Annotated in this window: 21 protein-coding genes; 20 read left to right on the forward strand and 1 reads right to left on the reverse strand. The window is 59.6% G+C overall.

Annotated features, from left to right (window positions below):
• The first annotated feature begins 25 nt into the window (after window positions 1-25).
• The 9 genes from B5D49_RS01315 (at window position 26) to hslU (ending at window position 9,912) form a co-directional block, all read left to right on the forward strand.
• Window positions 26-550 carry a CarD family transcriptional regulator gene (locus B5D49_RS01315; RefSeq protein WP_078715838.1) on the forward strand — a complete coding sequence of 175 codons (525 nt, stop codon included), beginning with the start codon at window positions 26-28 and terminating at the stop codon, window positions 548-550.
• 313 nt (window positions 551-863) lie between these two features.
• A complete protein-coding gene (rho, locus tag B5D49_RS01320; RefSeq protein ID WP_078715839.1) occupies window positions 864-2,144 on the forward strand; it encodes a transcription termination factor Rho in 1,281 nt (426 codons plus the stop codon).
• A 140-nt stretch (window positions 2,145-2,284) separates the two neighbouring features.
• Window positions 2,285-3,712: a M48 family metallopeptidase gene (locus tag B5D49_RS01325; RefSeq protein WP_078715840.1), complete on the forward strand. Its 1,428-nt coding sequence runs from the start codon at window positions 2,285-2,287 to the stop codon at window positions 3,710-3,712.
• A gap of 88 nt (window positions 3,713-3,800) precedes the next feature.
• Entirely contained in the window at window positions 3,801-4,808 is a 1,008-nt protein-coding gene (locus B5D49_RS01330) for a bifunctional riboflavin kinase/FAD synthetase (protein WP_078715841.1), read from the forward strand.
• Window positions 4,805-6,622: a chloride channel protein gene (locus B5D49_RS01335; RefSeq protein ID WP_078715842.1), complete on the forward strand. Its 1,818-nt coding sequence runs from the start codon at window positions 4,805-4,807 to the stop codon at window positions 6,620-6,622. The genes B5D49_RS01330 and B5D49_RS01335 overlap by 4 nt, the downstream gene beginning before the upstream one ends.
• A gap of 87 nt (window positions 6,623-6,709) precedes the next feature.
• Window positions 6,710-7,273, forward strand: a complete 564-nt coding sequence (locus B5D49_RS01340; RefSeq protein WP_078715843.1) for a hypothetical protein — start codon at window positions 6,710-6,712, stop codon at window positions 7,271-7,273.
• A gap of 102 nt (window positions 7,274-7,375) precedes the next feature.
• Window positions 7,376-7,918 carry a macro domain-containing protein gene (locus B5D49_RS01345; RefSeq protein WP_078715844.1) on the forward strand — a complete coding sequence of 181 codons (543 nt, stop codon included), beginning with the start codon at window positions 7,376-7,378 and terminating at the stop codon, window positions 7,916-7,918.
• Between the two features lie 72 nt (window positions 7,919-7,990).
• Window positions 7,991-8,536 (forward strand): ATP-dependent protease subunit HslV, encoded by a 546-nt coding sequence (gene hslV, locus B5D49_RS01350; RefSeq protein WP_078715845.1) that lies wholly within the window; start codon window positions 7,991-7,993, stop codon window positions 8,534-8,536.
• Window positions 8,533-9,912 carry an ATP-dependent protease ATPase subunit HslU gene (hslU, locus tag B5D49_RS01355; RefSeq protein WP_327083001.1) on the forward strand — a complete coding sequence of 460 codons (1,380 nt, stop codon included), beginning with the start codon at window positions 8,533-8,535 and terminating at the stop codon, window positions 9,910-9,912. The genes hslV and hslU overlap by 4 nt, the downstream gene beginning before the upstream one ends.
• 157 nt (window positions 9,913-10,069) lie before the next feature.
• Here the strand turns inward: hslU and B5D49_RS01360 are convergent, their stop codons facing one another.
• Complete coding sequence (locus B5D49_RS01360) at window positions 10,070-10,426, reverse strand: response regulator (RefSeq protein ID WP_078715847.1); 357 nt, start codon at window positions 10,424-10,426, stop codon at window positions 10,070-10,072.
• Window positions 10,427-10,861: 435 nt separating this feature from the next.
• On the opposite strand from B5D49_RS01360, the gene B5D49_RS01365 reads away from it, so the two are divergent.
• The 11 genes from B5D49_RS01365 to B5D49_RS01420 all read left to right on the forward strand — a co-directional run bounded on the left by B5D49_RS01365 (window position 10,862) and on the right by B5D49_RS01420 (window position 25,620).
• The gene (locus B5D49_RS01365) at window positions 10,862-11,308 is read left to right on the forward strand and encodes an RrF2 family transcriptional regulator (protein WP_078715848.1); all 447 of its coding nucleotides are present in this window, start codon (window positions 10,862-10,864) and stop codon (window positions 11,306-11,308) included.
• A gap of 336 nt (window positions 11,309-11,644) precedes the next feature.
• Window positions 11,645-12,679, forward strand: a complete 1,035-nt coding sequence (locus B5D49_RS01375; RefSeq protein ID WP_078715850.1) for a tetratricopeptide repeat protein — start codon at window positions 11,645-11,647, stop codon at window positions 12,677-12,679.
• 140 nt (window positions 12,680-12,819) lie between these two features.
• The gene (locus B5D49_RS01380) at window positions 12,820-14,958 is read left to right on the forward strand and encodes an acetate--CoA ligase family protein (protein WP_078716036.1); all 2,139 of its coding nucleotides are present in this window, start codon (window positions 12,820-12,822) and stop codon (window positions 14,956-14,958) included.
• Window positions 14,958-16,022 carry a phosphotransacetylase family protein gene (locus tag B5D49_RS01385; protein WP_078715851.1) on the forward strand — a complete coding sequence of 355 codons (1,065 nt, stop codon included), beginning with the start codon at window positions 14,958-14,960 and terminating at the stop codon, window positions 16,020-16,022. Before B5D49_RS01380 ends, B5D49_RS01385 begins: the two co-directional genes overlap by 1 nt.
• Before the next feature lie 373 nt (window positions 16,023-16,395).
• The gene (gene tmcD / locus B5D49_RS01390) at window positions 16,396-17,649 is read left to right on the forward strand and encodes an electron transfer complex subunit TmcD (RefSeq protein ID WP_078715852.1); all 1,254 of its coding nucleotides are present in this window, start codon (window positions 16,396-16,398) and stop codon (window positions 17,647-17,649) included.
• Between the two features lie 15 nt (window positions 17,650-17,664).
• Window positions 17,665-18,327, forward strand: a complete 663-nt coding sequence (gene tmcC, locus B5D49_RS01395; RefSeq protein WP_078715853.1) for a TmcC family electron transfer complex membrane anchor subunit — start codon at window positions 17,665-17,667, stop codon at window positions 18,325-18,327.
• Window positions 18,328-18,351: 24 nt separating this feature from the next.
• Window positions 18,352-19,689 (forward strand): electron transfer complex ferredoxin TmcB, encoded by a 1,338-nt coding sequence (tmcB, locus tag B5D49_RS01400; protein ID WP_234990590.1) that lies wholly within the window; start codon window positions 18,352-18,354, stop codon window positions 19,687-19,689.
• Window positions 19,690-19,701: 12 nt separating this feature from the next.
• A complete protein-coding gene (locus B5D49_RS01405) occupies window positions 19,702-20,148 on the forward strand; it encodes a cytochrome c3 family protein (protein WP_078715854.1) in 447 nt (148 codons plus the stop codon).
• 327 nt (window positions 20,149-20,475) lie between these two features.
• The gene (locus B5D49_RS01410; protein ID WP_078715855.1) at window positions 20,476-21,525 is read left to right on the forward strand and encodes a homocysteine S-methyltransferase family protein; all 1,050 of its coding nucleotides are present in this window, start codon (window positions 20,476-20,478) and stop codon (window positions 21,523-21,525) included.
• Between the two features lie 247 nt (window positions 21,526-21,772).
• Complete coding sequence (locus tag B5D49_RS01415) at window positions 21,773-22,849, forward strand: polyamine ABC transporter substrate-binding protein (protein WP_144019041.1); 1,077 nt, start codon at window positions 21,773-21,775, stop codon at window positions 22,847-22,849.
• Window positions 22,850-22,851: 2 nt separating this feature from the next.
• Window positions 22,852-25,620 (forward strand): hybrid sensor histidine kinase/response regulator, encoded by a 2,769-nt coding sequence (locus B5D49_RS01420; RefSeq protein WP_078715857.1) that lies wholly within the window; start codon window positions 22,852-22,854, stop codon window positions 25,618-25,620.
• The last annotated feature ends 58 nt before the right edge of the window (window positions 25,621-25,678 follow it).

The following is a 25,678-nucleotide window of genomic DNA, read 5'->3' on the forward strand; positions in this document are numbered from 1 at the left end:
GCACGGTTCCAAGGAGTCGAATCTCGTGTTCCACATTAACGAACTGGTTGTCTACCCTTCCCAGGGCGTGGGCAGGGTGGAGCGGATTGAAAGTCAGGAAATCGGCGGTGCCACCGCTGAATTCTACATTGTCCGTATCCTCAGCAACAACGTCACGCTCATGGTCCCGGTCACCAACGCCACCAATGTCGGACTGCGATCGGTCTGCAACATGAAAACCGGCATGGAAATTTTCGAATCCCTCAAGGATCGTTCCGACTTCACCGGCTATACCGGTCAGAACTGGAACCGACGATATCGCGAGTATTCCGAAAAGCTCAAATCCGGCGACCTGGGTGATGTGGCCTATGTTCTCAAAGAACTTTTCCTCATCGGCAATGACAAGGAACTTTCCTTTGGTGAACGGCGGCTGCTGGAGCAAGCCATGAGCCTCGTATCCATGGAGCTGGCCTTTGCCCTCAGCCGCGACCAGGAGGAAATCCGCGAGGAAATCGAAGAAATGTTCGCGGACGTCATCGCTGATACGGAAAATGTCGAGAAAAGCGAGTAGTGGGTCTTGTCAACGGACAGCCTTTCGGGTAGTTCGTTTGGAACGCTTCAATCGACATTCCGACCCCATGCGGGGAAAACCAGTAACCTAGCCATCCATCCGATGTAAATGATGCCGAACGACATCGTCGCCGTGCCTGCGACGCGTACCGTTCGAAATTGCCCCTATGCAGACGCAGCCCGTCAACGCATGTCTCCCCTTGGCGGGGATACTACATAAACGCGCCCCAGGGCGTTGCCCGATCCGTTCGTCCCTTTACCAGGGCTGAACCCCCGGCAACTCCGCTCAGGCAAACCCTAACCCCACCAAACCTATGGGCCGAGAAAAAAATCACCAACCCGAAAAAATCAATCTAACGGACCTCAAGCAGAAAAGCATGAAGGAACTGATGGATATCGCCATCAGCTTCCAGGTGGAAAATCCCTCCGGCATGCGCAAGCAAGAGCTGATCTTCGGTATTCTGCAACAATGCGCCGCGCGCAACGGGCAGATCTTCGGCGAAGGCGTTCTTGAGGTTCTGCCGGACGGCTTCGGCTTTCTGCGTTCCCCCATGTACAGCTACATGCCGGGTCCGGACGACATCTACATTTCCCCCTCCCAGATCCGTCGCTTCGGCCTTCGTAAAGGTGACGTGGTCTCAGGGCAAATCCGGCCACCAAAAGAAGGTGAGCGCTATTTCGCTCTGCTCCGCGTCAGCGAAATCGGCATGCATCCGCCGGAGAAATCGAAGAACCTCGTGCTCTTCGACAACCTTACCCCGCTCTATCCGCAGGAAATGCTGCGCATGGAAAACGGGAACAAAAACTTCACCTCGCGCATCATTGATCTGCTCTCGCCCATCGGCAAGGGGCAACGCGGCCTGATCGTGGCCCCGCCCCGCACGGGCAAAACCATGATGCTCCAGTCCATTGCCAACTCCATCAACGCCAACAACCCCGACGTCTACCTCATTGTACTGCTTATCGACGAGCGGCCCGAGGAAGTCACGGACATGGAGCGTACGGTAAACGCCGAGGTGGTCAGCTCCACCTTTGACGAGCCGCCCCAGCGCCATGTGCAGGTTGCCGAAATGGTGATCGAAAAAGCCAAACGTCTGGTGGAGCGCAAGCGGGACGTGGTCATTTTGCTGGATTCCATCACTCGCCTGGGCCGGGCCTATAATGCTGTGACGCCCTCCTCCGGGCGCGTGCTTTCGGGCGGCCTGGACGCCAACGCCATGCAGCGGCCCAAACGCTTCTTCGGCGCGGCGCGCAACGTGGAGGAAGGCGGTAGCCTGACCATCATCGCCACCGCCCTCATCGACACCGGCTCCCGCATGGACGAGGTCATTTTCGAAGAATTCAAGGGAACCGGCAACCTGGACCTGTATCTGGATCGCCACCTGGCGGAAAAACGCGTGTTCCCGGCCATTGACCTGAACCGCTCCGGCACGCGCAAGGAAGAGTTGCTCCTGGCTGACGACGTGCTCAACCGTGTCTGGATCCTGCGTAAGCTTCTGGCGCCCATGAACTCCATTGACTCCATGGAATTCATCGTGGACCGCATGAAAGGCACCAAGGACAACCGGGAATTTTTGGACATGATGAACAAATAAGCGCGGACGTTCCACGCTCCACGACTTTTATCCGGGAACGCCGCGTGCGTTCCCTTTTTTTTGGTCTTCACCATGTTTCGTTCCCTGCATTGACCTCGGCCCGTTCAAGCACTACCTTCCTAAGCAAGGAGAGCTATCGGATGCACAGTCCCATGACCAGACACCTGACCCTGACCGCAGCCTTCCTGGCACTCGTACTCGGCCTGGCCACTCCGGCCATGGCTCTTTTCACGGAGGTGACCGTTGCGGACGAAGCGGAAATGGGCCGGGAGTTTCACCAACAAATCGTCAAATCCATGCCTTTGGTCGAAGATCCCATGATCACAGGCTATGTGGAAGACGTGGTGCAACGGGTCGTGGATGCCATGCCGCCCCAGCCCTACCGCGTGACCTCCACCGTGATCCGCAACGGCTCCATGAACGCCTTTGCCGTTCCGGGTGGCTATGTCTATGTGCTCACGGGCCTGATGCTGAACCTCAAGACCGAGGACCAGCTCGCTGCGGTTATCTGCCACGAAATGGGCCATGTTTCGCAGCGGCACGTGGCCAAGCGCATGGAAGACATGGAACTTGCCAGCATCGGATCCTATGTCGGGCTTATTGCCGGGGCGTTCCTCGGTGCCACGGGCGGGGAGAACAACCGCAACCTGGGTCAGGCGCTGATGATGACCTCCCAGGCAGGCGCGGCCACAGCGTTTCTGGTCTATACCAAGGCCAACGAGGTGGAGGCCGACCACGTGGGCCTGACCTACCTGGTAGACGCGGGCTACCGGCCACAGGCTTTGGCCGAAACATTTCAAATCATGCTGGACAAACGATGGGGCATGACCGGAAACAAATCCCTGCCTTCGTATCTCTCCACTCACCCGGCCATGTCCGAACGCATGGCGTATCTGCGGTTGCGCACCAAGGAACTGCCCCCCAAGGCCTTGGCCCAGCGTGCGGACAACTCGCGTTTTTTGCGGGTGCAGGCCGTAATCCGCGGCAATCTCTCGGACCCCACGGCCAGTCTCGCCCATTTCAACAGCATGGCGCCGGGGGATTTCACCTGCCTGGATTACATGTCCCACGGCATGGTCCTGGCCCGCGTAAACAAACAGGCCGAGGCAACACACGCCTTTGAACGCGCCCTGGAGTGCGGCGGCAACGATCCGCTCGTACTGCGGGAGGCCGGCGGGTTCTTTTTCCGCTCCGGCCAGTTCGACAAGGCCGAGCCATTGCTGAAAAAAGCGCTTGTGCGCGACCCCACGGACGCCCTGACCCTGTTCTACAACGCCCGCCTGCTGGGTGAAAAGAAACAATTTCCCCAGGCCATCAAGACCATGCGCCTTGTGCTCAAGGAAGTCCCACGCGATGCCGAGGTACACTATCACCTCGGTCGGCTGCTCGGTGAATCGGGCGACCTCTTTGCCGCACATCTGCATCTGGCCTATTCCGCCCTGTACGGCCACGACATTGGGCAGGCAAAATTTCACGGCAAACGAGCCGAAGGCCTGGCACGCACGCCCGACCAAAAAGAACGTATGGAAGAGCTGAAGGAAGAGATGAAGCTCTATGCCGACGCCTGAGCCTTTTGGCCCGGCACTTGCGAGTCCCACTATTTTGGTGTACTCATTCCGGCTTTGAAAAAACATCCCCGAATCACGGAACAAGGCGATGATCGTCGCAACATCCATCCATGAACTCCGGGACGCGATTGCCGAATCCGTGGTGACCATCGGCAACTTTGACGGCGTCCATCTCGGCCACCAAAAACTCATCGGCATGACCTGCGCCAAGGCCAAAACCCGTGGTGCATCCAGCGTCGTGGTCACCTTTGACCCGCACCCCCTGCGTGTGTTGGTCGGGCCGCAAACGCCCCCCTTCATCACGCTCACGGATCAAAAGTTGGAACTCATCCGACAGCATGGCGCCGAAGCCGCGTTGGTGATTCCCTTCACCCGCGAACTGGCTGCACTCAGCCCCGAGGAATTCGTCAAGACCTACCTTGTGGACGCACTCCATGTGCGTGAACTGGTCATCGGTTACGACTACCACATGGGCAAGGGGCGCACCGGGGACTACAAAACGCTGCAAGGCCTGGGCGAAAAATTTGATTTTCAGGTCTTTCGGCTGGATCCGGTCACCCATGACGGCGCCGTGGTCAGTTCCACCCGCATTCGCGACATGGTCCAGGCCGGACGCGTATGGGAGGCCAGACCGCTTCTCTCCCGCTTTTACCAGGTTTCCGGCGAGGTGGTGCACGGTATGAAACGGGGCGGCGATCTGCTGGGCTTTCCCACCGCCAACCTCAAGCTGGTGGACGAGCTCGTGCCCAAGCGGGGCGTATACGCAGTCTGGGTGGAGCTGGACGGGCATTGCCTGCCCGGGGTGGCCAACATCGGCACCAACCCCACCTTCGGCAACGATGCCGTGTCCGTGGAGCCGCACATCCTCGACTATTCCGGCGACCTCTACGGCCGCAGAATCCGTGTCCACTTTGTGCAGCGTCTGCGTGACGAAAAGAAATTTTCCGGGCTGGACGAACTCAAGGCACGCATTGCCGAGGATGTCCGCCTGGGGCGAACCATTCTTCGCTCCCCCGAGGCCCAGCCCGAGCGTCCCTGCACCTGCCCCGGTCCGGCCACGGCCGCTTCGCCCGACGGTCCGGAGGTACGGGCGTGAACCTGCTGCTTCAACTGCTGCACCCCTGGCGGGAGTTTCTGCGCACCTATCGGCACGTCAGCTCGGTTCGCTGGCTTTTGCTCGGTGTGGTGGTGGGCATTTTGTCCGGTTTTGCCGCCGTTCTTTTCTTTGGTGCCGTGGAACTGGGTAAATTTCTCATCCTGCACAAACTCGCGGGACTATCCCTTCCTGCCCCGGCAGGTGAGGAAATCTTTCACGGCCCGGCCGGAGAACTTCGGCCCTGGGTCATCCCCATCGGCACCACCCTTGTCGGCCTGATCACGGGCTGGCTGGTGACCCGTTTCATCCCAGACAGCGTCAACAGCGGCACCGACGGCACCGACGCCATGATCAAGGCCTTTCACAACCAGGGCGGCGTACTCCGCGCCCGGGCCTGGCTGATCAAAGGTCTGACGGCAGTGGGAACCATTGCCACGGGAGGCAGCGCGGGCCGCGAGGGTCCGATCTCCCAGATCGGTGCTGGCGTGGGCTGCTGGCTTTCCCAACGCCTCAAACTCACGGTCAAAGAACGGCGTATTTTACTGCTTTCCGGAGCAGCGGGCGGTCTGGGGGCCATTTTCCGCGCCCCTCTGGGCGGCGCGCTCACTGCCATTGAGGTCATCTACCGCGAAGATTTCGAGGCCGAAGCCGTGCTCCCGGCCGTGCTCTCCTCGGTGGTGTCCTACAGCCTGTTCACGCTGTTTTACGGCACGGAACCCATTTTCGGCATTCCGCATTTTTCCTTCCATGATGCTCGGGAACTCATTTTTTACGCCCTGCTTGCCGTTGCCTGCGCCGCTTCGGGCTGGTTTTACGTTCGTACCTTTTATTTCGTCAAATATTCCATCTTCGGCCGATTGCAGGAAAAAGTAGGTCTCATGTGGGCCACGGCCGTGGGCGGGCTGCTCATGGGTCTCATGGGCATGCAGTTTCCCGAGCTGCTGTCGGGCGGCTACGGCTGGCTCGAAGGCGCCATCATGGGCCAAATGACCATCGGCATGATGTTGGCCATTATTCTGGGCAAAACCCTGGCTACCTCCATGACCATCGGCTCGGGCATGAGCGGCGGCATGTTTGCCCCGGCCTTGTTCGTCGGCGGCATGACCGGCGGTCTCGTGGGACAAGTGGCCCACCGCTTTTATCCCGGCATCGCCCAGGAACCCGGCGGATACGTGCTCGTGGGCATGGCCGCGTTTTTTGCGGGCGTGGCCAATGCACCCATTGGTCCGCTGGTCATGGTCACGGAACTGACTCAGGGGTATGGCCTGCTGGCACCGCTCATGCTGGCCTCGGCCCTCTGCATCGTGCTGGGCCACCGGTTTTCCCTCTACGAAAACCAGGTGGACAACAAATTCGACTCCCCGGCCCATGTGGTGGACGCCACCATCAATATCCTTGAGGAACTCAAAGTCCAGGACCACTACCGCCCGCGTCTGGTCATCACCCTGGAAGAATGCACCACCCTCAAGGCGCTTACGGACGTCATCGCCAACTCGAACCAGCTCGTCTTCCCGGTGCGCAACGTGGAGGGGGAATTCACCTCCATGCTCTCCCTGTCCAGCGCGCGCAAGGTCATCTTCGAACGCACCCTGTTCGACCTGCTCGTGGTGCGGGATCTGGCCGGCAAGCCCGCGTATCTGCGACCGGACTACGACCTCTATACCGCCCTGCTCAAATTCGTGGACACGGATTACGACCAGATTCCCGTGGTTGCCGAGAACGACACCAACACCATCCTCGGGCTGATCGACCGCGAATCCGTCTTCAAGGCCTATGCTGACGCCATCCGCGAAGTGCGCGGCATGGAAGCCTGATCCCGCTTTTTTCGCGCTCTTGCATTTCCCGGTTTCGGGGGGTAATCAGAAGTATTCGGAATTTGATGCCAACCAGGAGCCATGTCCATGACGCGCATCCTGCTTTACTTGGGACTGTCCCTTTTTCTCCTGACCACGCTTAGCCCGCAGGCCAGCCACGCCGAGCAGCAACTCCGCCTGGACACGGGCAACGGACTTGGGTTGCGGGATGCCTTTGACGGAGAACCCATTCCCGGCACCCTGCCACCTGGATCCCCGGCCACTTCCCCGGACCACCCGGCCCTGGAAGGTTCCGAAACAATGTCCGCCGCCCCGGGTTCCGACTCGTTTCTGGACACCTCCTTGGAAGACATGATCGGCGATTTTAGTGTGCAAAGCCAGATGATCTACATCCTTTCCGATCAATCCGAAGCAGCGCTCCAATCGCCCGCTTCCCTGCTCAACGCCACTTCCAGCGTTGCCAACGTGTTTCTCGGCCTACGCCTCCTGCACCTGGACCCTGAGACCGAGCAACCCAGCCCCTGGAACGCCTACATGGGGTTCAGCTACGGACTGAACGGCTCCGATGCCGACCTTTCCCCCTTTCATCAGGATCCCTCCCGGCCGGACAGCGGCCTGACCACACGCTTTGGAGTGAACATCACATTCTGACCTCCGCGCAAGTCCCGGCACCGAGCATATCCGCCCCCGTTTGCCGGGTTTCTCATCCGCGCCCCCTTGCCAAGCCGTGATTCGGCATTACACTCATTGCCCATGCAAACCTGGACATTTTCCGGCAACTCCCTGCACATTCTGGAAGGCGACATCACCCGCGCCGACACCCGGGCCATCGTGAATGCGGCCAATCCTCGCCTGGCCGGAGGCGGCGGCGTGGACGGCGCCATCCAGCGTGCGGCCGGACCAAAGCTTCTGCTTACAGGACAAGATCTTGTGCGGGTTCACGGCATGGTCAGCCCGGGCGATGCGGTCATCACCCCCGCCTTTGACCTGCCGCACGACTACGTCATCCATGCCGTCGGTCCCATTTGGAACGGCGGAGAGAACAACGAAGCGCGGCTTCTGGAATCCGCCTACACCGTGAGTCTGCTCCTGGCACGCGCCCATAACATTCCATCGCTGGCCTTCCCCGCCATTTCCTGCGGGGCGTACGGCTATCCCGTGGAACAGGCCGCGCCCATTGCCCTGCGCACCCTGGCCGAAGGGCTGGAAGAGGGACTCGTCCAGTCCGTCCAACTGATTCTTCACGGGGCGGACGCCTGTCACCACTGGCAGGAACAGGCCAGAAAACTTTTGTAAACGATGCATCCCGCTTCGGTCGGCAATCAGTGCCCGACCGGAACGCAAACCACCGCCCCCAAAGGAGCGCCCATGGAACTGAGAGGAACCACCATCCTGGCGGTCAAGGACGAAAACGGCACCGCCGTGGCCGGAGACGGCCAGGTCACCTTCGGGCAGGCCATGGTCATGAAGCACGGCGCCCGTAAAGTGCGGACCATCTATAAGGACAAGGTCACCGTCGGGTTCGCCGGTGCCACGGCCGACGCCTTTACGCTGTTTGAACGCTTTGAAAAAAAGCTGGAATCCTTTTCCGGCAACCTTATCCGCGCCGCCGTGGAACTGGCCAAGGACTGGCGCACCGACAAGTACCTCCGCAAACTCGAGGCCATGCTTCTGGCTGCGGATGCGGAAAACATCCTGATCATCACCGGCAACGGCGACGTGATCGAACCGGATGACGATGTGGCCGCCATCGGATCGGGCGGCTCCTTCGCCCTGGCCGCGGCCCGGGCCATGAAAAGCGAGACCGACCTCCCCGCACGGGAAATCGCGGAAAAGGCCATGCGCATCGCCTCGGACATCTGCGTCTACACCAACGACCACATCCTCATCCAGACCCAAGAGAAAACATCATGAGCAATCTGACGCCCCGTGAAATCGTCTCGGAACTGGACCGCTACATCATCGGCCAGGAAGCCGCCAAACGCATCGTGGCCATTGCCATGCGCAACCGTTGGCGCCGCCAGCAGATCGACCCGGAACTGCGCGACGAGATCGCGCCCAAAAACATCATCCTCATGGGACCGACGGGCGTGGGAAAAACCGAAGTCGCCCGACGCCTGGCCAATCTCGCGGGCTGCCCCTTCTTCAAGGTGGAGGCCACCAAATTCACGGAAGTGGGCTACGTGGGCCGCGACGTGGAATCCATGATCCGCGACCTGATGGAAATCGGCGTGGGCATGGTGCGCAACGAGGAAATCGAGCGTGTGCGCATCAAAGCGGAGAAATCCGCGGAGGACCGGCTCCTGGATCTGCTGTTGCCCGGATCCCGCGAAAAGCAGTCCAAAAGCCCGGGCTTTTTCATGTCCGGCGGGGAGGAATCCAAAGAACCCACCCCTGCGAAACCCGATGACGGCACCCGCGAAAAATTCCGCGCCATGTGGCGCAAGGGGCAGCTCGACGAGAAGGAAGTGGAGCTGGAAGTGTCCAGCCAGGCGGATCCGTCCGTGAGCATTATGGCCATTCCCGGCATGGAGGACATGGGCATGCAGATGCAGGACGCCCTGGGCCGCTTCTTCCCGAACAAGAAAAAGCGCCGGAAAATGAAGGTCAAGGACGCGTACGAGGTGCTCATTCAGGAAGAGTCCGACAAACTCATCGACATGGACAAGGTCATGGAGCTGGCCCGCGAACGCGTGGAGCAGACCGGTATTCTGTTCATCGACGAGTTGGACAAAGTGGCCGCCCGCCAGGACCAGGGCAGCGGGACCGACGTATCCCGCGAAGGCGTACAGCGGGATCTGCTCCCCGTGGTGGAAGGGTGCGTGGTGAACACCAAGTACGGCATGATCAAAACCGACCACATTCTTTTCATTGCGGCGGGTGCCTTCCATTATGCCAAGCCTTCGGACCTGATCCCCGAACTCCAGGGCCGCTTCCCCCTGCGCGAGGAGTTGCAGGCTCTGGGCAAGGACGAATTCTACCGCATCCTCACGGAACCGCAGAACGCCCTTACGGTCCAGTACAAAGCCCTGCTGGAAACCGAAGGCATCACCCTGGACTTCACCCGGGAAGCCCTGGAGGAAATGGCCGCTACTGCGGAAAAAATCAACGAGGATACCGAGAACATCGGAGCGCGGCGGCTTTATACGATCATGGAAAAACTTCTGGCCGAGCTTTCCTTTGAAGCGCCGGACAAGTCCGGCTCCACCGTGGTGGTGGACCGCGAGTATGTGCGCGGACAGCTGGCCGAGGTAGTGGAAGACCGGGACATGTCCCGCTACATTCTCTAGTTGGAATCGTTTTGAACAATCGGCAGCGCCGCGGCGCTGTTTCCGCCGGGGGAAGAGCCTTTTTCACGAGGCTCCTCCCCCGGACTTTTTTCAAGGGCGATGTGCAGAACCGGTTCCAAGGCCGATAACGACGCCGAACCGGAAGCAAAGGCGTTGCTCAGGCACCAATGGTTTCCTGAACAAGGGTGATGATCTGATCATGATCAAGGGGCTTGCTCACAGTGGCGAGCGCGTTTCGAATGGCCAGATGAATGCCGGGCAACCGGCTCATGACGATGACGGGCGTATCCGCCAGCTCAGGATCCTGGTTGAACTTGCGGTAAAACCGCGGTCCCCATTCATCGGGCATTTCCAGATTCAGCACCACCAGATCCGGCAGCGTGTCCTTCATGACGGCCAGGGCTTCCACGCCATCCCGCGCCGTGCAGGTGACGTATCCGTGGTCTTCAAACTCCCTGGCCAGGGCAACCACTTGGTTGAGGTCGTCATCAACGACCATGACTTGCTTGCTCATGCAATGACTCCAAATACGGTGTGGGCTGAGGACCGACGACGCATTTGCCGTGATCCCTTTCGTTGCGGGGAAATCGATGCTCCGGGCTGAGCGGCGCGGAGATCGTATCCAAACGGGACGGCGACAATGACGCAACCGGACCGATCCGTCCAGTGGACAGCAGGGGAGCAAGGCGGAACGACGTGGATGATGATTGCTTCCGCTTTTCTGAAAAGGTGTCCCGGCTCAAGACGCGACAGGCTTCGATTCCGGCAGGTTCATTGCGCTGAAACATAGTTTAGCAAAGCCGTTGCCGATACAAAAGTGTTTTTTTACCCCCTTTTTGGGAGGATATCAGCGTTCAAAGTCTTTCCTTTGTGATCTGATTTTGCTATGCGACCACGGGGGATTGATTGGGATACGCGGCATGGCGGCCCGCGAAGCAGGAGGAGAGGAATGAAGCTGACCACGAGAAGCCGCTACGGAACGCGCATGGTTTTGGACATCGCCCAACACGCGGGCGACGGGCCGGTGCGCATCGGCGACATTGCCAAACGGCAAAAGGTTTCCGTCAAGTACCTGGAAAAACTCATCCGGGAACTGCGTGATGCCGGTTTGATCAACAGCCGCCGCGGTCCCAAGGGCGGCCATATGCTCGGCAAGCCCGCCGAGGATATTTCCGTGGGCGAGGTCGTGCGCGTGCTGGAAGGGCACCGGCACCTCGTATTTTGCGTTCGCGGCAAGGATCAATGCGAACGCAGCGCCGAATGCCTCACACGGCACCTTTGGCGCATTGCCAGCGAAGCCATGTTTGAAAAGCTGGACTCCATCAGTTTTGCCGACCTGGTACACGATCAGGCCAAATGTCTTGGTCGGGAGGAAGAGGACCAGGACATGGAGTGATGTTTATCCGTCCGCATGCACCGCATGAAGACGGCGACGCGGCATGGCTTTCTTTGAGGGCCATGCCGTTTGCCTTTCCTTGGCCGCCCCGCGTCTCCGACATCTGCCGCATGCTACCTCGCCAGGACCGGATGGCCGGACCGGGAAAATGCCCCTGCCCTACGTTCCCTTTTCCTGGCCCGCTTGATCTGACCAAAGCGCCCACGTCACGCATCTTTTTGCCCACAGTCCGCCTCTTGGCTTTTTTCCCTGTATTCCGGTAAGGTTGCCTCCCGATCACACAGCCGGACAGCCTTCGGCTTGATTTCCTTATTGCGCGGAGGGTATGAAGCATCCATGAAATCCACTTCCCGGCTGCACATCCCCTGTTTTTTGTTGTTGATCCTTTTTCTTTTTTCGGGCTGCGGACCCTCCACACGCATGCACGCCCTCCGGCCCGCCGAGGTGGCTCTGCCCGGCATCCGAAAACTGGCGGTCCCTGCATTCCGTGGCGCTCCCGCGTACCGGGCCAGAGATTGCTTTTTGCGCACGCTCAACGAGTCGGACCGTTTTACTTTGGTTCCAATGGATCAGGCCCAGGCCGTTGTCCTGGTGACCGTTCACGGCTCCGCCTTCAATGACCGCGGCGTGGACCTGCGCACCATCAAAGACACCCGGACCCGAACGGTTACCGTTCGCGACGGGGACGACAACGTGGTCCGTTCCTACACGGAGGAAGTGCCGGTAAAGCGACTCAAGCGCTACCCCTATGTGGATCGGCGTCTGGACATGCAATTGGACATGCGCGTTTGCTCCGGGAGCCGGACGCTGGCCGAGGACCATGTCCAACAGCGCTTTGCATGCAGGTATGGCGGCCGGGCCTGCCCCCGGGCGGATTCGGATTGCGAGGAAGGGCATGAACCGTTACAGGACATGCCCCCACTGGACAGGGCCATGGACGATCTGGCATGCGAGGCAGCCCGGGACTTGGCGCATCGACTGATTCCAGCGGCCTATGAAATGACCGTGGCCCTGGCCGAGGGCAGCGACCCACGGGTAAAACGGGGAGCCGAGCTGGCGGATCAGGATCAGTGGGGCGCGGCCATGCAACTGTGGAAAGCCGTGCTGGCTGGCAATCCCTCAGATGCGGCCTCGCTGTATAACCTTGGCGTCGCCCTGGAACGGCGGGGTCGTCTGCTGGATTTGGAACAGGCCAAAACGTATTATACGCGGGCCGCGGACCTCGCTCCAACAGATCTTTTTCTCACGGCCCGGCAGCGCATTGAACAACGGCTGCGCGACGCCTTGGAGCTGCAACGGCGCATGCAAATTGGCGATCACGCGTTGCAGGGGGAACCTGGGGACAAACAAACAACAATTAACCAACAATGAACAACAACCTATAAGACCCCGTTTCCGGCCGCCGCCCCGCCGGATGACCGGGTTCATTGTTCTCACCGCCCCGCTTGACGAGGCATCAAGGTACGGCATTGCCGGGAGACACTGTGGCTGAAAACCAAACCGGACCGCACATGGATCTGCGTCACTTTTTTCACCCCCACTCCGTAGCCGTGGTGGGAGCCTCGGCCACGCCGGGCAAAGTGGGCCACACCGTGCTCCGCAATATGCTGGATGCCGGGTTTACCGGCCAACTCCTGCCAGTGAACCCCAAAGGCGGAGAAATCCTGGGCCTGCCGGTGGTTCCGTCCGTGGAGGAATTGCCGCAGGGGGTGGATTTGGCCGTGGTAGCCCTGCCCCGCCGCCGGGTGCCGGATACTTTGCGCGAACTGGGCCGCCGAAAGGCCCGCGCCGTCATCGTGATCACCGCCGGGTTCAAGGAAGTGGGCGGCGACGGCTGGTTTCTGGAACGCGAAATTACGGAAATCTGCCGGGATGCCGGGATGCAGCTCCTTGGTCCCAACTGTCTGGGGTTGATCAACGCCGCAGCCGGGGTGAACGCCTCCTTTGCCGCGGACCTTCCCCGCCCGGGGCGTATCGGATTTTTCTCCCAGTCCGGAGCGCTCTGCGTGGCCATTCTCGATTGGGCCGTGGGCGAACGCATGGGCTTTTCCAAGTTCGTGAGCCTGGGCAACAAGGCCATGCTCGACGAAGCTGACATGCTCGACTACCTGGGCGAAGACCCGGAAACCGACGTGATCCTCGGCTACGTGGAAAACGTGGAACGCGGAGAGCGCTTTTTGCGCAGTGCCAAGGCCGTATGCGCCCATAAGCCCGTGTTGATGATCAAATCCGGCACCACACCCACCGGCGCCAAGGCCGCCAGCTCCCACACCGGAGCCATCGCCGGGTCGGATCAGGCTTATGAAGCCGCGTTCCGTCAGTCCGGCATTATACGTGTAGCGGATGTGGAAAGCCTGTTCCAACTGGCCCGGGCGTTTTCCGAACAGCCCCTGCCGCGTGGGCCGAATCTGGCCGTGGTCACCAATTCCGGTGGACCGGGCATCCTCGCGGCGGACGCGTGCGGACGCTTCGGCCTGACAGTGGCCCGGCCCGGACAACGCACCGTGGAACGACTCCAGGCGTTTTTGCCCCCGCATTCGGATTTTTACAATCCGTTCGACATCCTGGGAGACGCGGATCCGCGCCGCTACCGAAAAACCATGGAAATCGTGCTGGGCGACCCCATGACTCACGCCCTATTGGTCATGCTCACGCCCACGGCCCAGGCCCAGGCCGAAAGCACGGCCCGGGAAGTGGCGGACCTCGCACGACGCATGCCGGAAAAGCCAATCTTCGCCTGCTTTATGGGGATGGAGGGCGTGCGGGCCGGAAAAGAAATTTTGGACAAGGCCGGGGTTCCCTGTTTTGCTTTTCCTGAACCGGCAGTGCAGGGCGTGCGGGCCATGTTTGATCACTATCTGCGCCGCCAACGCCCGCACGAACCCGCTGCCCGTGTGCAACGGGATCTGGATCGCGCCCGCGGCCTGATTCTCCAGGCAACACAGCGGGGCGACACGGAAATCGTGGAATTTCAGGCCCAGGAAATGTTGGAAGCCTACGGCCTGGACCGACCGGAAACCCGGTTGGCGCGCAGTTCCGAGCAGGCTGTGGAGCAGGCCGAAGCCATTGGCTATCCCGTGGTGCTCAAAATCGCATCGCCCGACATTTCCCACAAATCCGACGTGGACGGAGTGCGCGTCAACATCCACAATGCCGAAGAGGTACGCCGTCAATTCTGGGACATCACGGCCCGGGCCACACACCTGCGGCCCGATGCCTACGTGGTGGGCTGTGTGGTGCAGCGTATGGCCCCGCCCGGGTGCAAGGAGGTCATTGTCGGTTTTCAGCGGGACGAACAGTTCGGCCCGTTGATCATGTTCGGTCTGGGGGGCGTGTATGTGGAAATCATGGGGGATGTGGCCTTTCGGCTGGCTCCCCTCACCAAACGGGACGCCTCGGAAATCGTGCGCGAAATCCGATCCTACATGGTACTCAAGGGCGTCCGCGGGGAACAGCCCATTCATTTTGAAGCCCTGGAACAGGTCATCCTAACCCTGGGACAACTCGCCCTGGACATTCCTGAAATCGTAGAGGCCGAGTTCAACCCCGTACTAGTGGACCGCGAACGCGCTCTGGTGGGGGATGTCCGCATGACCTTGCGCTCGCCGCATCCCGAGGATACCTTGAGCGACCCCAAAAGGAGGAACTGATGGTCGGTATATATATAGGATCCACTGCCGGATATTCCGGGAAAAATCTGATTGCCGCGGCGCTCGGCCTGCATCTGCAAAAGCAGGGCGTCAAGGTCGGCTACATGAAGCCCGTAGGCGCCATGCCCCGCCGGGAAGGTGAGGCCGTGGGCGATGAGGACGCGTTTTTCATGCTTGAAGTACTGGGACTGGACGCGGACCCGGCCCTGGTCACGCCCGTGCTCGTTACCCGCGACTTCAAGGTGCAGGCCTTTACCGACGGTGTGGGCGACCTCATGCAGGGCATCAGGGACGCGTATGCGGAACTGTCCCGCGACGTGGACGTGATGATCGTGGCCGGATCCGGAGCCTATCTTGATTCCGGTGCCTATTGCGGCGTTGAAGGCGCGCGCGTGGCCCGCGAGCTGGGCTGCAAAACCCTGCTCATTGACCGCCATTTCGGAGAACTGCGCTATGACACGCTGCTGCGCGCCCGGCGCGAGCTGGGCGACGACCTCGCAGGCGTGATCCTCAACGATGTTCCCGAGGACCACCGCCGGGAAGTGGACGAACTGCTCTGCCCGTTTCTAGAACGCAACGGGCTGGACATCCTGGGCGTGATCCCCTCGGATCCGGTCATGGGGGCCATCCGCGTGGGCGATCTGGCCGAACGGTTGTCCGGAAAAATCGTTTCCGCGCACCAGCGGGCCGACCGCGTGGTGGAAAATTTCCTCATCGGCACCATGCAGGTGGAAAATTTCATGACCCATTTCCGGCGGCACAAAAATTCCGCCATCATCGTGGGAGGCGACCGTTCGGACGTGCAGCTGGTGGCCCTGGAGGGCGCATGCCCCTGCCTCATCCTCACCGGCAACCTCTATCCCAACGACATTATCCTGACCCGATCCGAGGTGCTGGAGACCCCGATCCTGATGGTGCGCGACGATACCTACACCGTGGCGAAGAAAATGGAGACCATTCTTTCCAGCCACAAACTCCGCGACACCATCAAGGTCACGCATGGGGCACGGCTGGTGACCACGTCCGTGGATTTCGACAAACTGGGCAGGATTCTGGAGAGCTAGCACGGCAGCAATTTTCTGCCCGGGGCTGTTTTCACAGCATCCGGCCATGCGGCATGGGGAAAAGTTTTGTCTTTGTCCGCGATTTGCCGTATGCCGGGAACCCAGTAAAACGGCGTGAGGCCGTATGGTCGGGGAAGACCGGGCAATAGAGCAAACAATGCCTACCTGTTTACTAATCTGGACATTTTAGGTAGGCATCGGGAAATTTCCTCGGAAAAACTGGTTTCCTCATCGGGCTTTTTCGTGTAAGTCTCGTGTGAATTTTAGCACAATATTCCCGGGTGCTACTCCCCGGGATTATGCTGAGAGAGAGAAGGGCGGCAGTCCGGGTCGCCCGCGTCGGATCAACGGCACATGTATCTGGAGGCATCACATGCAGGACAGAAGCAACTGGGATTGGGATCCTGGGAAACGGGTCGTACTTGACACGGCCAAGTGTTCCGAAGGGGTCCAATGGATGGAGGAACTGCACGTCAGTCCCGACGGCGAAACCGCTGCGGCAATCTGCTGCACGGACGAAGCCGAATTCGGGCTTTGCGTGAACGGCGAATTCGGTGAGGACCGGTTCGAAAAGGCGATCTGTCCGAAGTTCACTCCCGACGGCAAGTACGTGACCCTGGTTTCGCAGGACATGGAATGGTACGTTTCCGTGGACGGCGAAGTCTGGCCCGAGGGGTACGGCTTTCTTTGGAACATCATGACCAAGGGCGGCGGTGTCGCCGTGGCCGTACAGCAGGACATGAAGTACGGGATGTGCGTGAACGGGACCGCCTGGGAAGACCTGTTCGACAACGCCAACAACTTCACCATGGGGGCGGACGGCAAAAGCGTGGCCTGCGCCGTGCAGACCGAGCCTATGGGACAGGCTGAAATCTTCAAATTCCAATCCGGCATTTTTTCCGTGGCCGTAAACGGCGTGGCCTGGAAGGAAAATTTCGTCAACGTCTACACCCCGGTGTTCAGCGACGACTGCGCCAGCGTGGCCTGCCAGGTGCGCCGCAGCCTCTACGACTACACCATCGCCGTAGACGGCAAGGTCTGGAACAAGAATTACAACTGTGTGTGGGAGCCGGTCTTCAAGCCCGGCGGCAAAGACGTGTTCGCTCCGGTGCGCATCGCCGGCAAGTGGGGCATGGCCGCCAACGGCGAGCTTGTCTGGGACAACAAATGGACCCAGCTCTGGCATCCCCAGTTCGCCCAGGACGGCAAAAACCTCTTCGCCATTGGTGCCAGCGGCTTCGGCAAGTTCACCGTGGTCAAGAACAACGCCCCCTGGAGCGTGACCTTCCCCGTGGTCACCAACCTGGTCGTCAGCCCTGACGGCGAAAAGGCCGCTGCCATCGCCAAAAAGCCCAACGACCAGTACACCATGGTCGTGGACGGAACGGCCTGGGCCGGCGATTACGACATGATCTTCCCGGCCGTGTTCAGCCCCGACGGTTCCAAGGTGGGTTGCGTGGCCGAGAAGGACGGCAAGTTCAACATCCTGGTGAACGGCAAGCCCTGTGGCGAATCCTTTGACCGGGCCTTCACGCCCGCGTTCAGCCCGGATTCGACCAAGGTGTTGGTCAAGGGTGTTTCCGGAACAGAGTACAGCCGTAGCGTGCTTGACGCCACCGGCTTTTAACCCGCGGGGGAAACCATGCACGATATCTATAATTTCGTCGTCGGCCCCCTGGCTTGGTTCGGCTGGGGCGTATTCATCCTCGGCGCGATCTACAAGCTTGTTTACGCCTACAACAAATTCATCACCAAAGACGCCACCTCGGCCCATTACATGAGCTGGAAATTCGGCCTGCGCTCCATCGGCGCCTGGCTGATTCCCTTCTTCACCACGGGCTGGAAGAACAACCCGCTGGTCACCGCCGTGACCTTCGTGTTCCACATCTGCCTCGTGCTGGTGCCCATCTTCCTGAGCGCCCACGCCATTCTTTGGCAGCAGTACTTCGGCATCGAGTTCTTCTGGACCCTGCCGGACAACGTGGCCGACATCATGACCCTGCTCGTCATCGCCGCCTGCGTGTTCTTCGCGGTGCGCCGCCTGGCCTACCCCAGGGTCAAGTTCATTACCGAGGCCAAAGACTGGTGGGTGCTTCTGCTGGTGGTCAGCCCGTTCATCACCGGGTATCTGGCCTACCATCAGATCTTTGACTACCAGTTCATGATCGTGCTCCATGTGATCACCGGCCTGGCCTGGCTGGCGCTCATCCCGTTCTCCCGCCTTTCGCACATGCTTTTCGCCCTCTTTACCCGGGCCTACATCGGTTCCGAGTTCGGCGGCGTGCGCAAGGTCAAGGACTGGTAAACCGGCCGAAGGAGGGTTTTCCCAGTGAAAGAAGCCAAGTTTGATAGAAAAATCGACGATATCGGGTTGAAGGACGGCATCGCCAAGCTCACCCCGGAAAAGATACAGGAAACATTCCTGAAATTCATGGACACCGAGGCCGGAGCCAAGCTCCGTGTCTACCAGGAAACCTGCGTACGTTGCGGCATGTGCTCCGAAGCCTGCCACTACTTCGTTTCCCACGACGGCGACCCCAGCTACTCGCCCGTGGGCAAGGTCACGCAGACCATGAACGTCCTGATCAAGAAAAAAGGACGGGTGGATCCTGAATTCATCTACAAGTGTGCGCAAATCGCCTACACCGAGTGCAACCTCTGCCGACGCTGCATGCATTACTGCCCGCTGGGTATCGACACCGGGTACATCATGTCCATGGTCCGCCGGTTCTGCCACCTTTTGGGCGTAACACCGCAGTACATCCAGGACACCGCGCATTCTCACTCCGCCACATTCAACCAGATGTGGGTCAAGGACGACGAGTGGCCCGACGCGCTGCTCTGGCAGGAAGAAGAAGCCCGTGACGAGTTCCCGAACCTGCGCATCCCGCTGGATGTGGAAGGCGCGGACATCATGTACTCGGTCATCGGACCGGAACCCAAGTTCCGCACCCAGCTCATCTACCAGGCTGCCGCCATCTTGCACGAGGCCGGAGTGAACTGGACCATGCCCAGCCTGCCGGGTTGGGACAACTCCGATATGGCCATGTACACCGGTGACTTCGAAATGATGGGCCGGCTCAAACGCGCTCACTTCGAATGCGCCCAGGATCTCAAGGTCAAAAAAATCGTCATGGGCGAATGCGGTCACGCGTTCCGCTCCGTGTACGACATGGGCAACCGCTGGTGCGGCTGGGACAACTATCCCATCGAGGTGGTCCACTCCATCGAGTTCTTCGCCTACCTGCTGCGCACCGGCATGATCAAAATGAAGACCAAATTCCCCGGACCGGTCACTATCCACGATCCGTGCAACATCATCCGTGGCCGCGGACTGATGAACGAACTGCGCTATGTGGCCCATGAGATCGCCGAGGAAGTCATTGAGATGACCCCCAACCGCGAGTACAACTACTGCTGTTGCGCCGGCGGCGGTGTCATCAACTGCGGCCCGCCGTTCAAGAACGTGCGCGTCAAGGGCAACAAGGCCAAGGCCGACCAGCTCCAAGGCGTCAAGGACAAGGGCGTGGCCACCGTCATCTCGCCGTGCCATAACTGTCACGGCGGCCTGGAAGACATCATCCATGGCTACGAGCTGGGCATGGACCTGAAATTCCTGGGCGACATCATCTATGAGCACATGGAAAAGACCAAGGCCGTGGAGTAAGGAGGAAGCACCATGAATAAATTGTATATCTGCATCGCCTGTGCGGCCATGGCCACGCTGCTCTGCTTCCTGCCCGCCATCTCTCAGGAAGACGTCATGACCATCGGCGGGGAAGACGCCTACTACGGGTTCGTCAACCCCCAACGCCCGGCCGTGACCTTCACGCATACCCAGCATATGGATCTGGAGATGATCGACGGCTCCTGCCTGCCTTGCCACCATGACGGCGTGGACGAGGACGGCAACTTCACCGAGGGCGACATGATCCCCTGCAAGGACTGCCACGACGAGTCCGCAACGGGTGATATGTCCTTGCTGAATGCCTACCACAAGCAGTGCATCGAATGTCACGAGGAAGCCAAGGCCGGTCCCATCACTTGCGGCGAATGCCACATCCAGACCGACTTCTATGGCGTCCCCCTGGGCAATACCGACAACCAAAGCGAAGGCCAGGAGTAGCGCCGAACCCGGTTCGGGCAAGGCTCCGGTCCCAGCAATACCGCTCTACAAGGCCGTCCTTTCGTACCAAACGAGAGGACGGCCTCTTTGCATCCCTGTTCTTCCCACGGTCCCCTCTCCGCTCCGCTCTGTTATATTGTCCCGGCCGCCTTCGCTTCTTCGTTGACCTCCTCATTCGTATGGGTAGTATCGAATAGTGTAATTTCAGTGTCGAATCGAACAACGTACCGGAAACGGTTCGGAGGGACACTTGATCACGCGGCCTGCACCAACCGCGTACAACGAATATTTCGGGACCGGCCATGGTCCCGTAACAGGAGGTGAACGATGAAGCGGTCCTTGCATGAGCGGCTTGCCCAAGGCGGCGTTCTCTGCGCGGAAGGATATCTTTTTGAGATGGAACGGCGTGGATATTTGCAGGCAGGATCCTTCGTCCCTGAAGTCGCATTGGATCATCCCGATGTACTGGCCAATCTGCACCGGGAATTCGTCCATGCCGGATCCGACGTCATCGTGGCCTTCACCTACAACGCACACCGGGAAAAGATGCGCATCATGGAAAAGGAACACCTTTTGGAACCGCTGAACACGGCGGCTCTGCGCATTGCCAAGGATGTGGCCGCCGAAGAATGGCCGGAAACGCCACTTGTTGCGGGAAACATCTCCAACACCAACGTCTTCAACCCCGACGACCCCGCAAGCCGTGATGATGTGCGCACCATGTTTGAAGAAATGGTGGGTTGGGCCGTGGATGCGGAAGTGGACTACATGGTCTGCGAAACCTTCTACTATCATGAGGAAGCGGTCATTGCGCTGGAGGAAGTCCGCAAGTCGGGCCTGCCCTGCGTGGTGACCCTCGGCCTGTTCGCAGAAGGCGTGCTTCGGGACGGCTTGACTGTGGAGGAATCCTGCCGCCGACTGGAGGACAAGGGCGCCGACGTGGTGGGAATGAACTGCTTTCGTGGCCCGGAGACCATGCTCCCGCATCTCCGCCGCATCCGTAGTGAAATCAACGGCCACATGGCGGCATTGCCCGTGCCGTTCCGTACGACCAAACGGCATCCCACGTTCTTTAACCTGCCTGACCCCAACAGCTCCGCGGATCAACCATTTTTGACCACCTTTCCCACGGCTCTGGATCCCATGGCCTGCAACCGCTACGAAATGGCCCGGTTCGCCCAAAACGCTTACGATATGGGAATCCGCTATCTCGGCGTCTGCTGCGGCTGCTCGGCCGTTCATATCCGTGAAATGGCGCATGCCCTGGGCCGGAACACACCGGCCTCCTCCTATACCCCGGACATGAGCAAACAGTTCTTGTTCGGTGATGACGACCGCCTCAAGCAACACATCACAACCCTGCGCGACAAGGCCTGACTTGTTTAACGCGGCTCCCGTTCACGATTCGGGAGCCGTCAGTCAAACATCCATTAGCGAAACGCCACAACCCAATGGCCCGGTGGCCGAGGACGTCCCAGGGCATGGAGGAACTTTGAGGATTGGTATCTCAAACGTGCTACGCGTTGAAGTCCCTCCGGAGTTGCGCTAGTATCGCGCTTACATTGAGAAGTCGTCTCAATTATTGAAACTACGTTCACGCTTACAATGGGGAAAAGGGGGATACGTGCCTAGTTTCCGACTTCTTTTTCGGATGCTTGTATTGCTGCTCCTGACCCTTGCGGGCTGTTCGGAGGGGGAGTCCAACTCTGAAAAACTCCCCCAGGAAGAAAGCAACGTCCTGCATTTCTACAACTGGGAAGAGTACGTTCTTCCCGAATTACTCCAGGAATTTGAAGAGCGCGAAGGAATCAAGGTCATCCTGCATTCGTACCTTGATGAAGATGACATCCTCGCTGCCCTGCAATCCGGCCTCACGAACGCGGACCTCGTGGTGGTCAGCGACAATATCGTTGAGGAATTATACCGCGGCCGCCTGCTGCATCCGCTCAATCGGGAACGCATTCCCAATCTTCGTTTTGTGGCGCCGCACCCCTTTTACTACCGCTTGCCCGGTGATGTGCTCGTCACGGTTCCCTACCTGATGGGAACCGTGGGCGTGCTGGTCAATCGCAACCACGTGCCGGACAGCGCCGACAGCTGGCAGGTGCTCTGGGACCATCAATACAGTGGACGGATGGCCATGCTCGACAACAGCCTGGACGTACTTGACGCGGGCTGCAACGTGCTGGGGTATAGCATCAACACAGAATCTCCACGCGAGCTTGAGCATGTACGTGAGAAACTCATGGCCCAGCGGTCCCTGCTCACAGGATATTTCGACACGGTGACCCTCATGGACCAAATGGTCGAAGGGCGACTTTACGCCGCACAGATGTATAATGGCGACGCCGTTGTCGCCATGCAGGATAACCCTGACCTTCGTTTCTTCATTCCCCGCGAAGGGACTTCGGTTTGGGTGGACTGTCTTGTGGTGCCCCTGCGGGCGGCTCATGCCGAAGCCGCCATGCGCTTCATCAATTTTTTGCACGAGCCGGAAGTCATGGCCCGAAACGCCGCGTACCTCGGATACCAGCCCGTGAACACCGCAGCTATTGAACTCATGCCTCTGGAATTGCAGAACTCCCCGATTTTGTTCCCCCCCCGCAGCGTTATGCAGCGTTGTGAATCCTTTCAGCCCATCAAGGCCGAGGCCATGCACCAACGGCTGAGCATCTGGGCGCAACTTCGTTCCTCGGACTGACCATGCGCCTGCACCTCAAAGCCGGTCTTATTTTGCTCATGATGGGACTTGTCCCCCTCTTGACCATGTGGGTGCATGTGTTGCTGCACCTGGACGATGCCGTACGGGAAAGCGCGAACCGTTCTCTGTCGGCCCTAAGCCTCCAGGTAAGCAAGGATATTCAGCGGGTCGTGAACGAAGGCATGCGCAGCCTGCAATTGCTTGCCAGGCAAGAAGAACTCGGCCGCCCCTCAACGGATCCCAAAATCCTGCAACGGGAACTTTACAACGCCCTGCACTACCATCCGCACATAAAAAACATCACAGTGCTTGATACGCGTGGTCGGATGCGTGTCACCCTGGCACATACCTTTCGCGGAGACTGGGCCGAAACCATCTGGTTCCAACGTGCCCTTAAGGGCCGAAGCGGCTTTTACGGCGCCCATGCCCAGCTCTATCCTTTCGACGTGGTCATGACGGCTTCGGCTCCGCTTATTGATCCGGACCAACATTTTGTTTCCGGCGTGGTCGTAGCGCATCTGGACATGGAGGCTGTCTGGGACGTGGTCACAGGGGTGGATCTCGGTCCGGGGGGTCGCGCCATGATCGTCAACGACCAAGGTATTGTCGTGGCTTCAAGCGATCCATCGCAAAACCTGCTTAGCATGCAAAACCGATCGCTCCGGGAGCAGCTGCACTCCGCGCCGCGCGGCATGGTCCACTCGGAGTTCATGGGCGTACCGCAGGTGGGCGCATTCGCCATTGTGGACAGCAACCAGCGCGACGACATCCCCACGGGCTGGCGCGTTCTGCTCTTGCAGCCACGAGAACGGGCCTATGCAGGGTTGTTCGGCATGCAACGCAGTCTGCTGCTTGCCGGAGCCTTGTCGCTGATCGCGGTGGGCGTCCTGAGCTTCTTTTTCAGCCGCTTGCTCCAACGCTGGCTGGAGATATTCACGGAAGTGCTCCAACGCCTGGGCAATGGGGATTTCAAGGCCCGCATTCCAGTGCGTGGCAGGGACGAGATTGCGGAGCTGGGCAACGCTGTCAACCGTACAGCATTGGAACTACAAAAAACCGATCAACAACTGCGGCACTACCAGCAAGGTCTGGAGCAACAGGTACGCGACCGCACGGCGGATCTGGAACACGCCAAAAACGAAGCGGAACAAGCCAACCGAGCCAAAGATGAATTCCTGGCCTCCATGAGCCATGAAATCCGTACGCCGCTCAACGCCATCACCGGGCTAACCGAAATCGTCCTTCAGGGCCAGCTCAGCCATGGACAGCGCGACGCTCTCGGCACAGTATTGGATTCCTCGGAGCACCTGCTCAACGTCATCGACGATATTCTGGACTTTTCCCTTGTGGAAGCCAACCGACTACAGCTCGACATTTCCGATTTTAACTTACACGGCCTGCTGCGTTCCGTAATCAGCACGCTGCGCCTCCAGGCCGAAACAAAACAGCTGCGCCTTGAACTGGAAATCGACCCGGACACCCCGCAGTTTGTACGCGGCGACCCGGGCCGCCTCCGGCAGGTGCTCTTCAATCTCGCCGGGAACGCCCTAAAGTTCACCGGCCAAGGTGTGGTACGGGTTCAGGCCGGTCCCGGCCCTACACACATCCAGGAAGCAACGGAACCAGAGACGCAAACCGTCCTCTTCTCTGTTCAGGATACTGGCCCAGGCATCCCGCCCGATGCGCAACAGATCATCTTTGATAGCTTTCAGCGCGGAGCACACACGGGGGATCCCGCCAGACGCGGCACCGGATTAGGGCTTTCCATCTCCCGGCGACTTGTGGAGCTTATGCAGGGGAGCATCTGGGTCAGTAGCACCCCGGGGCAGGGAAGTGAATTTTACTTCACAGTCAAACTTGAGCGGGGAGATCCGGCCCGCACAATGGTCCCACAACACCCGACATCACCCCTCTTGCCCCAATCAGACAAAAGCAAGGACGGATTTGCCGTGCTGGTGGCGGAGGACAACCCTGTGAACGTCAAGGTCGTTTCCTTGTTGTTGGAAAAAATGGGATGCAGCCCTGTTGTCGTGGACAACGGGCAGGCTGCCCTGGACACGCTTGCACGGCAATCCTTTGATATCGTTCTCATGGATGTGGAGATGCCGGGTATGGACGGCCTGGAGGCTACACGACGAATCAGGCAAGGCGTCCCCGGTGAGACGCCCCGGGATGTTCCCATCATTGCCCTGACCGCGCATACCACGGACGAGATCAAACGCGCCTGTTTCCAGGCAGGCATGGACGATTTTTTACCTAAACCAGTGCGTCTTACGGACCTGACCGAAATCATGAAACGCTTCCGCCCCACGCGCACAGCCGGTTCTCTGTCTGCGACCATGATCCCGGAAGCCACGCCCCCCTTGCCCTCCGCAGACCACGTTCCAACGTCGGGGAAACCGGATGCCGAGGCCTCGTCAACCCCGGTCACTCCAGCCCGGCTGGACAGCGCCACGGCCATGGTTCACCTGGGCATTGATCAAAACACGTATATCTCGATCTTTGATTCCGCGCTAAAAGAGGCGGAAAAACGCCTGCAAGGGACCAGACAGGCTCTGTCCACCGGTGACATGGATGCCTTGCGGCGTCATGCCCACACCATGAAAAGCAGCGCCGGGAGCATCGGTGCCGAGCAGTTTCAAAACTGGGCCAGAGAACTGGAAACCGCCGCGGCAGCCGGTGATGAATCCCGTGCTGAACTTCTGATCCGGCAACTGGAAGCCGAGGCCGAAGCATTGCACCAACTGCGCCCGGCCCCACTCGCTCCATAACCTCTTTCCTGCCAAGGACTCCCATTTTGGTCTTGACCTGCCCACTCCCCTTGGTATA

It is taken from the genome of Paucidesulfovibrio gracilis DSM 16080, from assembly GCF_900167125.1.
Lineage (GTDB): Bacteria > Desulfobacterota > Desulfovibrionia > Desulfovibrionales > Desulfovibrionaceae > Paucidesulfovibrio > Paucidesulfovibrio gracilis.

What these genes read in the sequence shown, in the direction of transcription:
- rho (WP_078715839.1), top strand. Translation starts at nt 864, where the DNA reads ATGGGCCGAGAAAAAAATCACCAACCCGAAAAAATCAATCTAACGGAC.
- B5D49_RS01325 (WP_078715840.1), top strand. Translation starts at nt 2,285, where the DNA reads ATGCACAGTCCCATGACCAGACACCTGACCCTGACCGCAGCCTTCCTG.
- B5D49_RS01330 (WP_078715841.1), top strand. Translation starts at nt 3,801, where the DNA reads ATGATCGTCGCAACATCCATCCATGAACTCCGGGACGCGATTGCCGAA.
- B5D49_RS01340 (WP_078715843.1), top strand. Translation starts at nt 6,710, where the DNA reads ATGACGCGCATCCTGCTTTACTTGGGACTGTCCCTTTTTCTCCTGACC.
- B5D49_RS01345 (WP_078715844.1), top strand. Translation starts at nt 7,376, where the DNA reads ATGCAAACCTGGACATTTTCCGGCAACTCCCTGCACATTCTGGAAGGC.
- hslV (WP_078715845.1), top strand. Translation starts at nt 7,991, where the DNA reads ATGGAACTGAGAGGAACCACCATCCTGGCGGTCAAGGACGAAAACGGC.
- hslU (WP_327083001.1), top strand. Translation starts at nt 8,533, where the DNA reads ATGAGCAATCTGACGCCCCGTGAAATCGTCTCGGAACTGGACCGCTAC.
- B5D49_RS01360 (WP_078715847.1), bottom strand. Translation starts at nt 10,426, where the DNA reads ATGAGCAAGCAAGTCATGGTCGTTGATGACGACCTCAACCAAGTGGTT.
- B5D49_RS01365 (WP_078715848.1), top strand. Translation starts at nt 10,862, where the DNA reads ATGAAGCTGACCACGAGAAGCCGCTACGGAACGCGCATGGTTTTGGAC.
- B5D49_RS01375 (WP_078715850.1), top strand. Translation starts at nt 11,645, where the DNA reads ATGAAATCCACTTCCCGGCTGCACATCCCCTGTTTTTTGTTGTTGATC.
- B5D49_RS01380 (WP_078716036.1), top strand. Translation starts at nt 12,820, where the DNA reads ATGGATCTGCGTCACTTTTTTCACCCCCACTCCGTAGCCGTGGTGGGA.
- B5D49_RS01385 (WP_078715851.1), top strand. Translation starts at nt 14,958, where the DNA reads ATGGTCGGTATATATATAGGATCCACTGCCGGATATTCCGGGAAAAAT.
- tmcD (WP_078715852.1), top strand. Translation starts at nt 16,396, where the DNA reads ATGCAGGACAGAAGCAACTGGGATTGGGATCCTGGGAAACGGGTCGTA.
- tmcC (WP_078715853.1), top strand. Translation starts at nt 17,665, where the DNA reads ATGCACGATATCTATAATTTCGTCGTCGGCCCCCTGGCTTGGTTCGGC.
- B5D49_RS01405 (WP_078715854.1), top strand. Translation starts at nt 19,702, where the DNA reads ATGAATAAATTGTATATCTGCATCGCCTGTGCGGCCATGGCCACGCTG.
- B5D49_RS01410 (WP_078715855.1), top strand. Translation starts at nt 20,476, where the DNA reads ATGAAGCGGTCCTTGCATGAGCGGCTTGCCCAAGGCGGCGTTCTCTGC.
- B5D49_RS01420 (WP_078715857.1), top strand. Translation starts at nt 22,852, where the DNA reads ATGCGCCTGCACCTCAAAGCCGGTCTTATTTTGCTCATGATGGGACTT.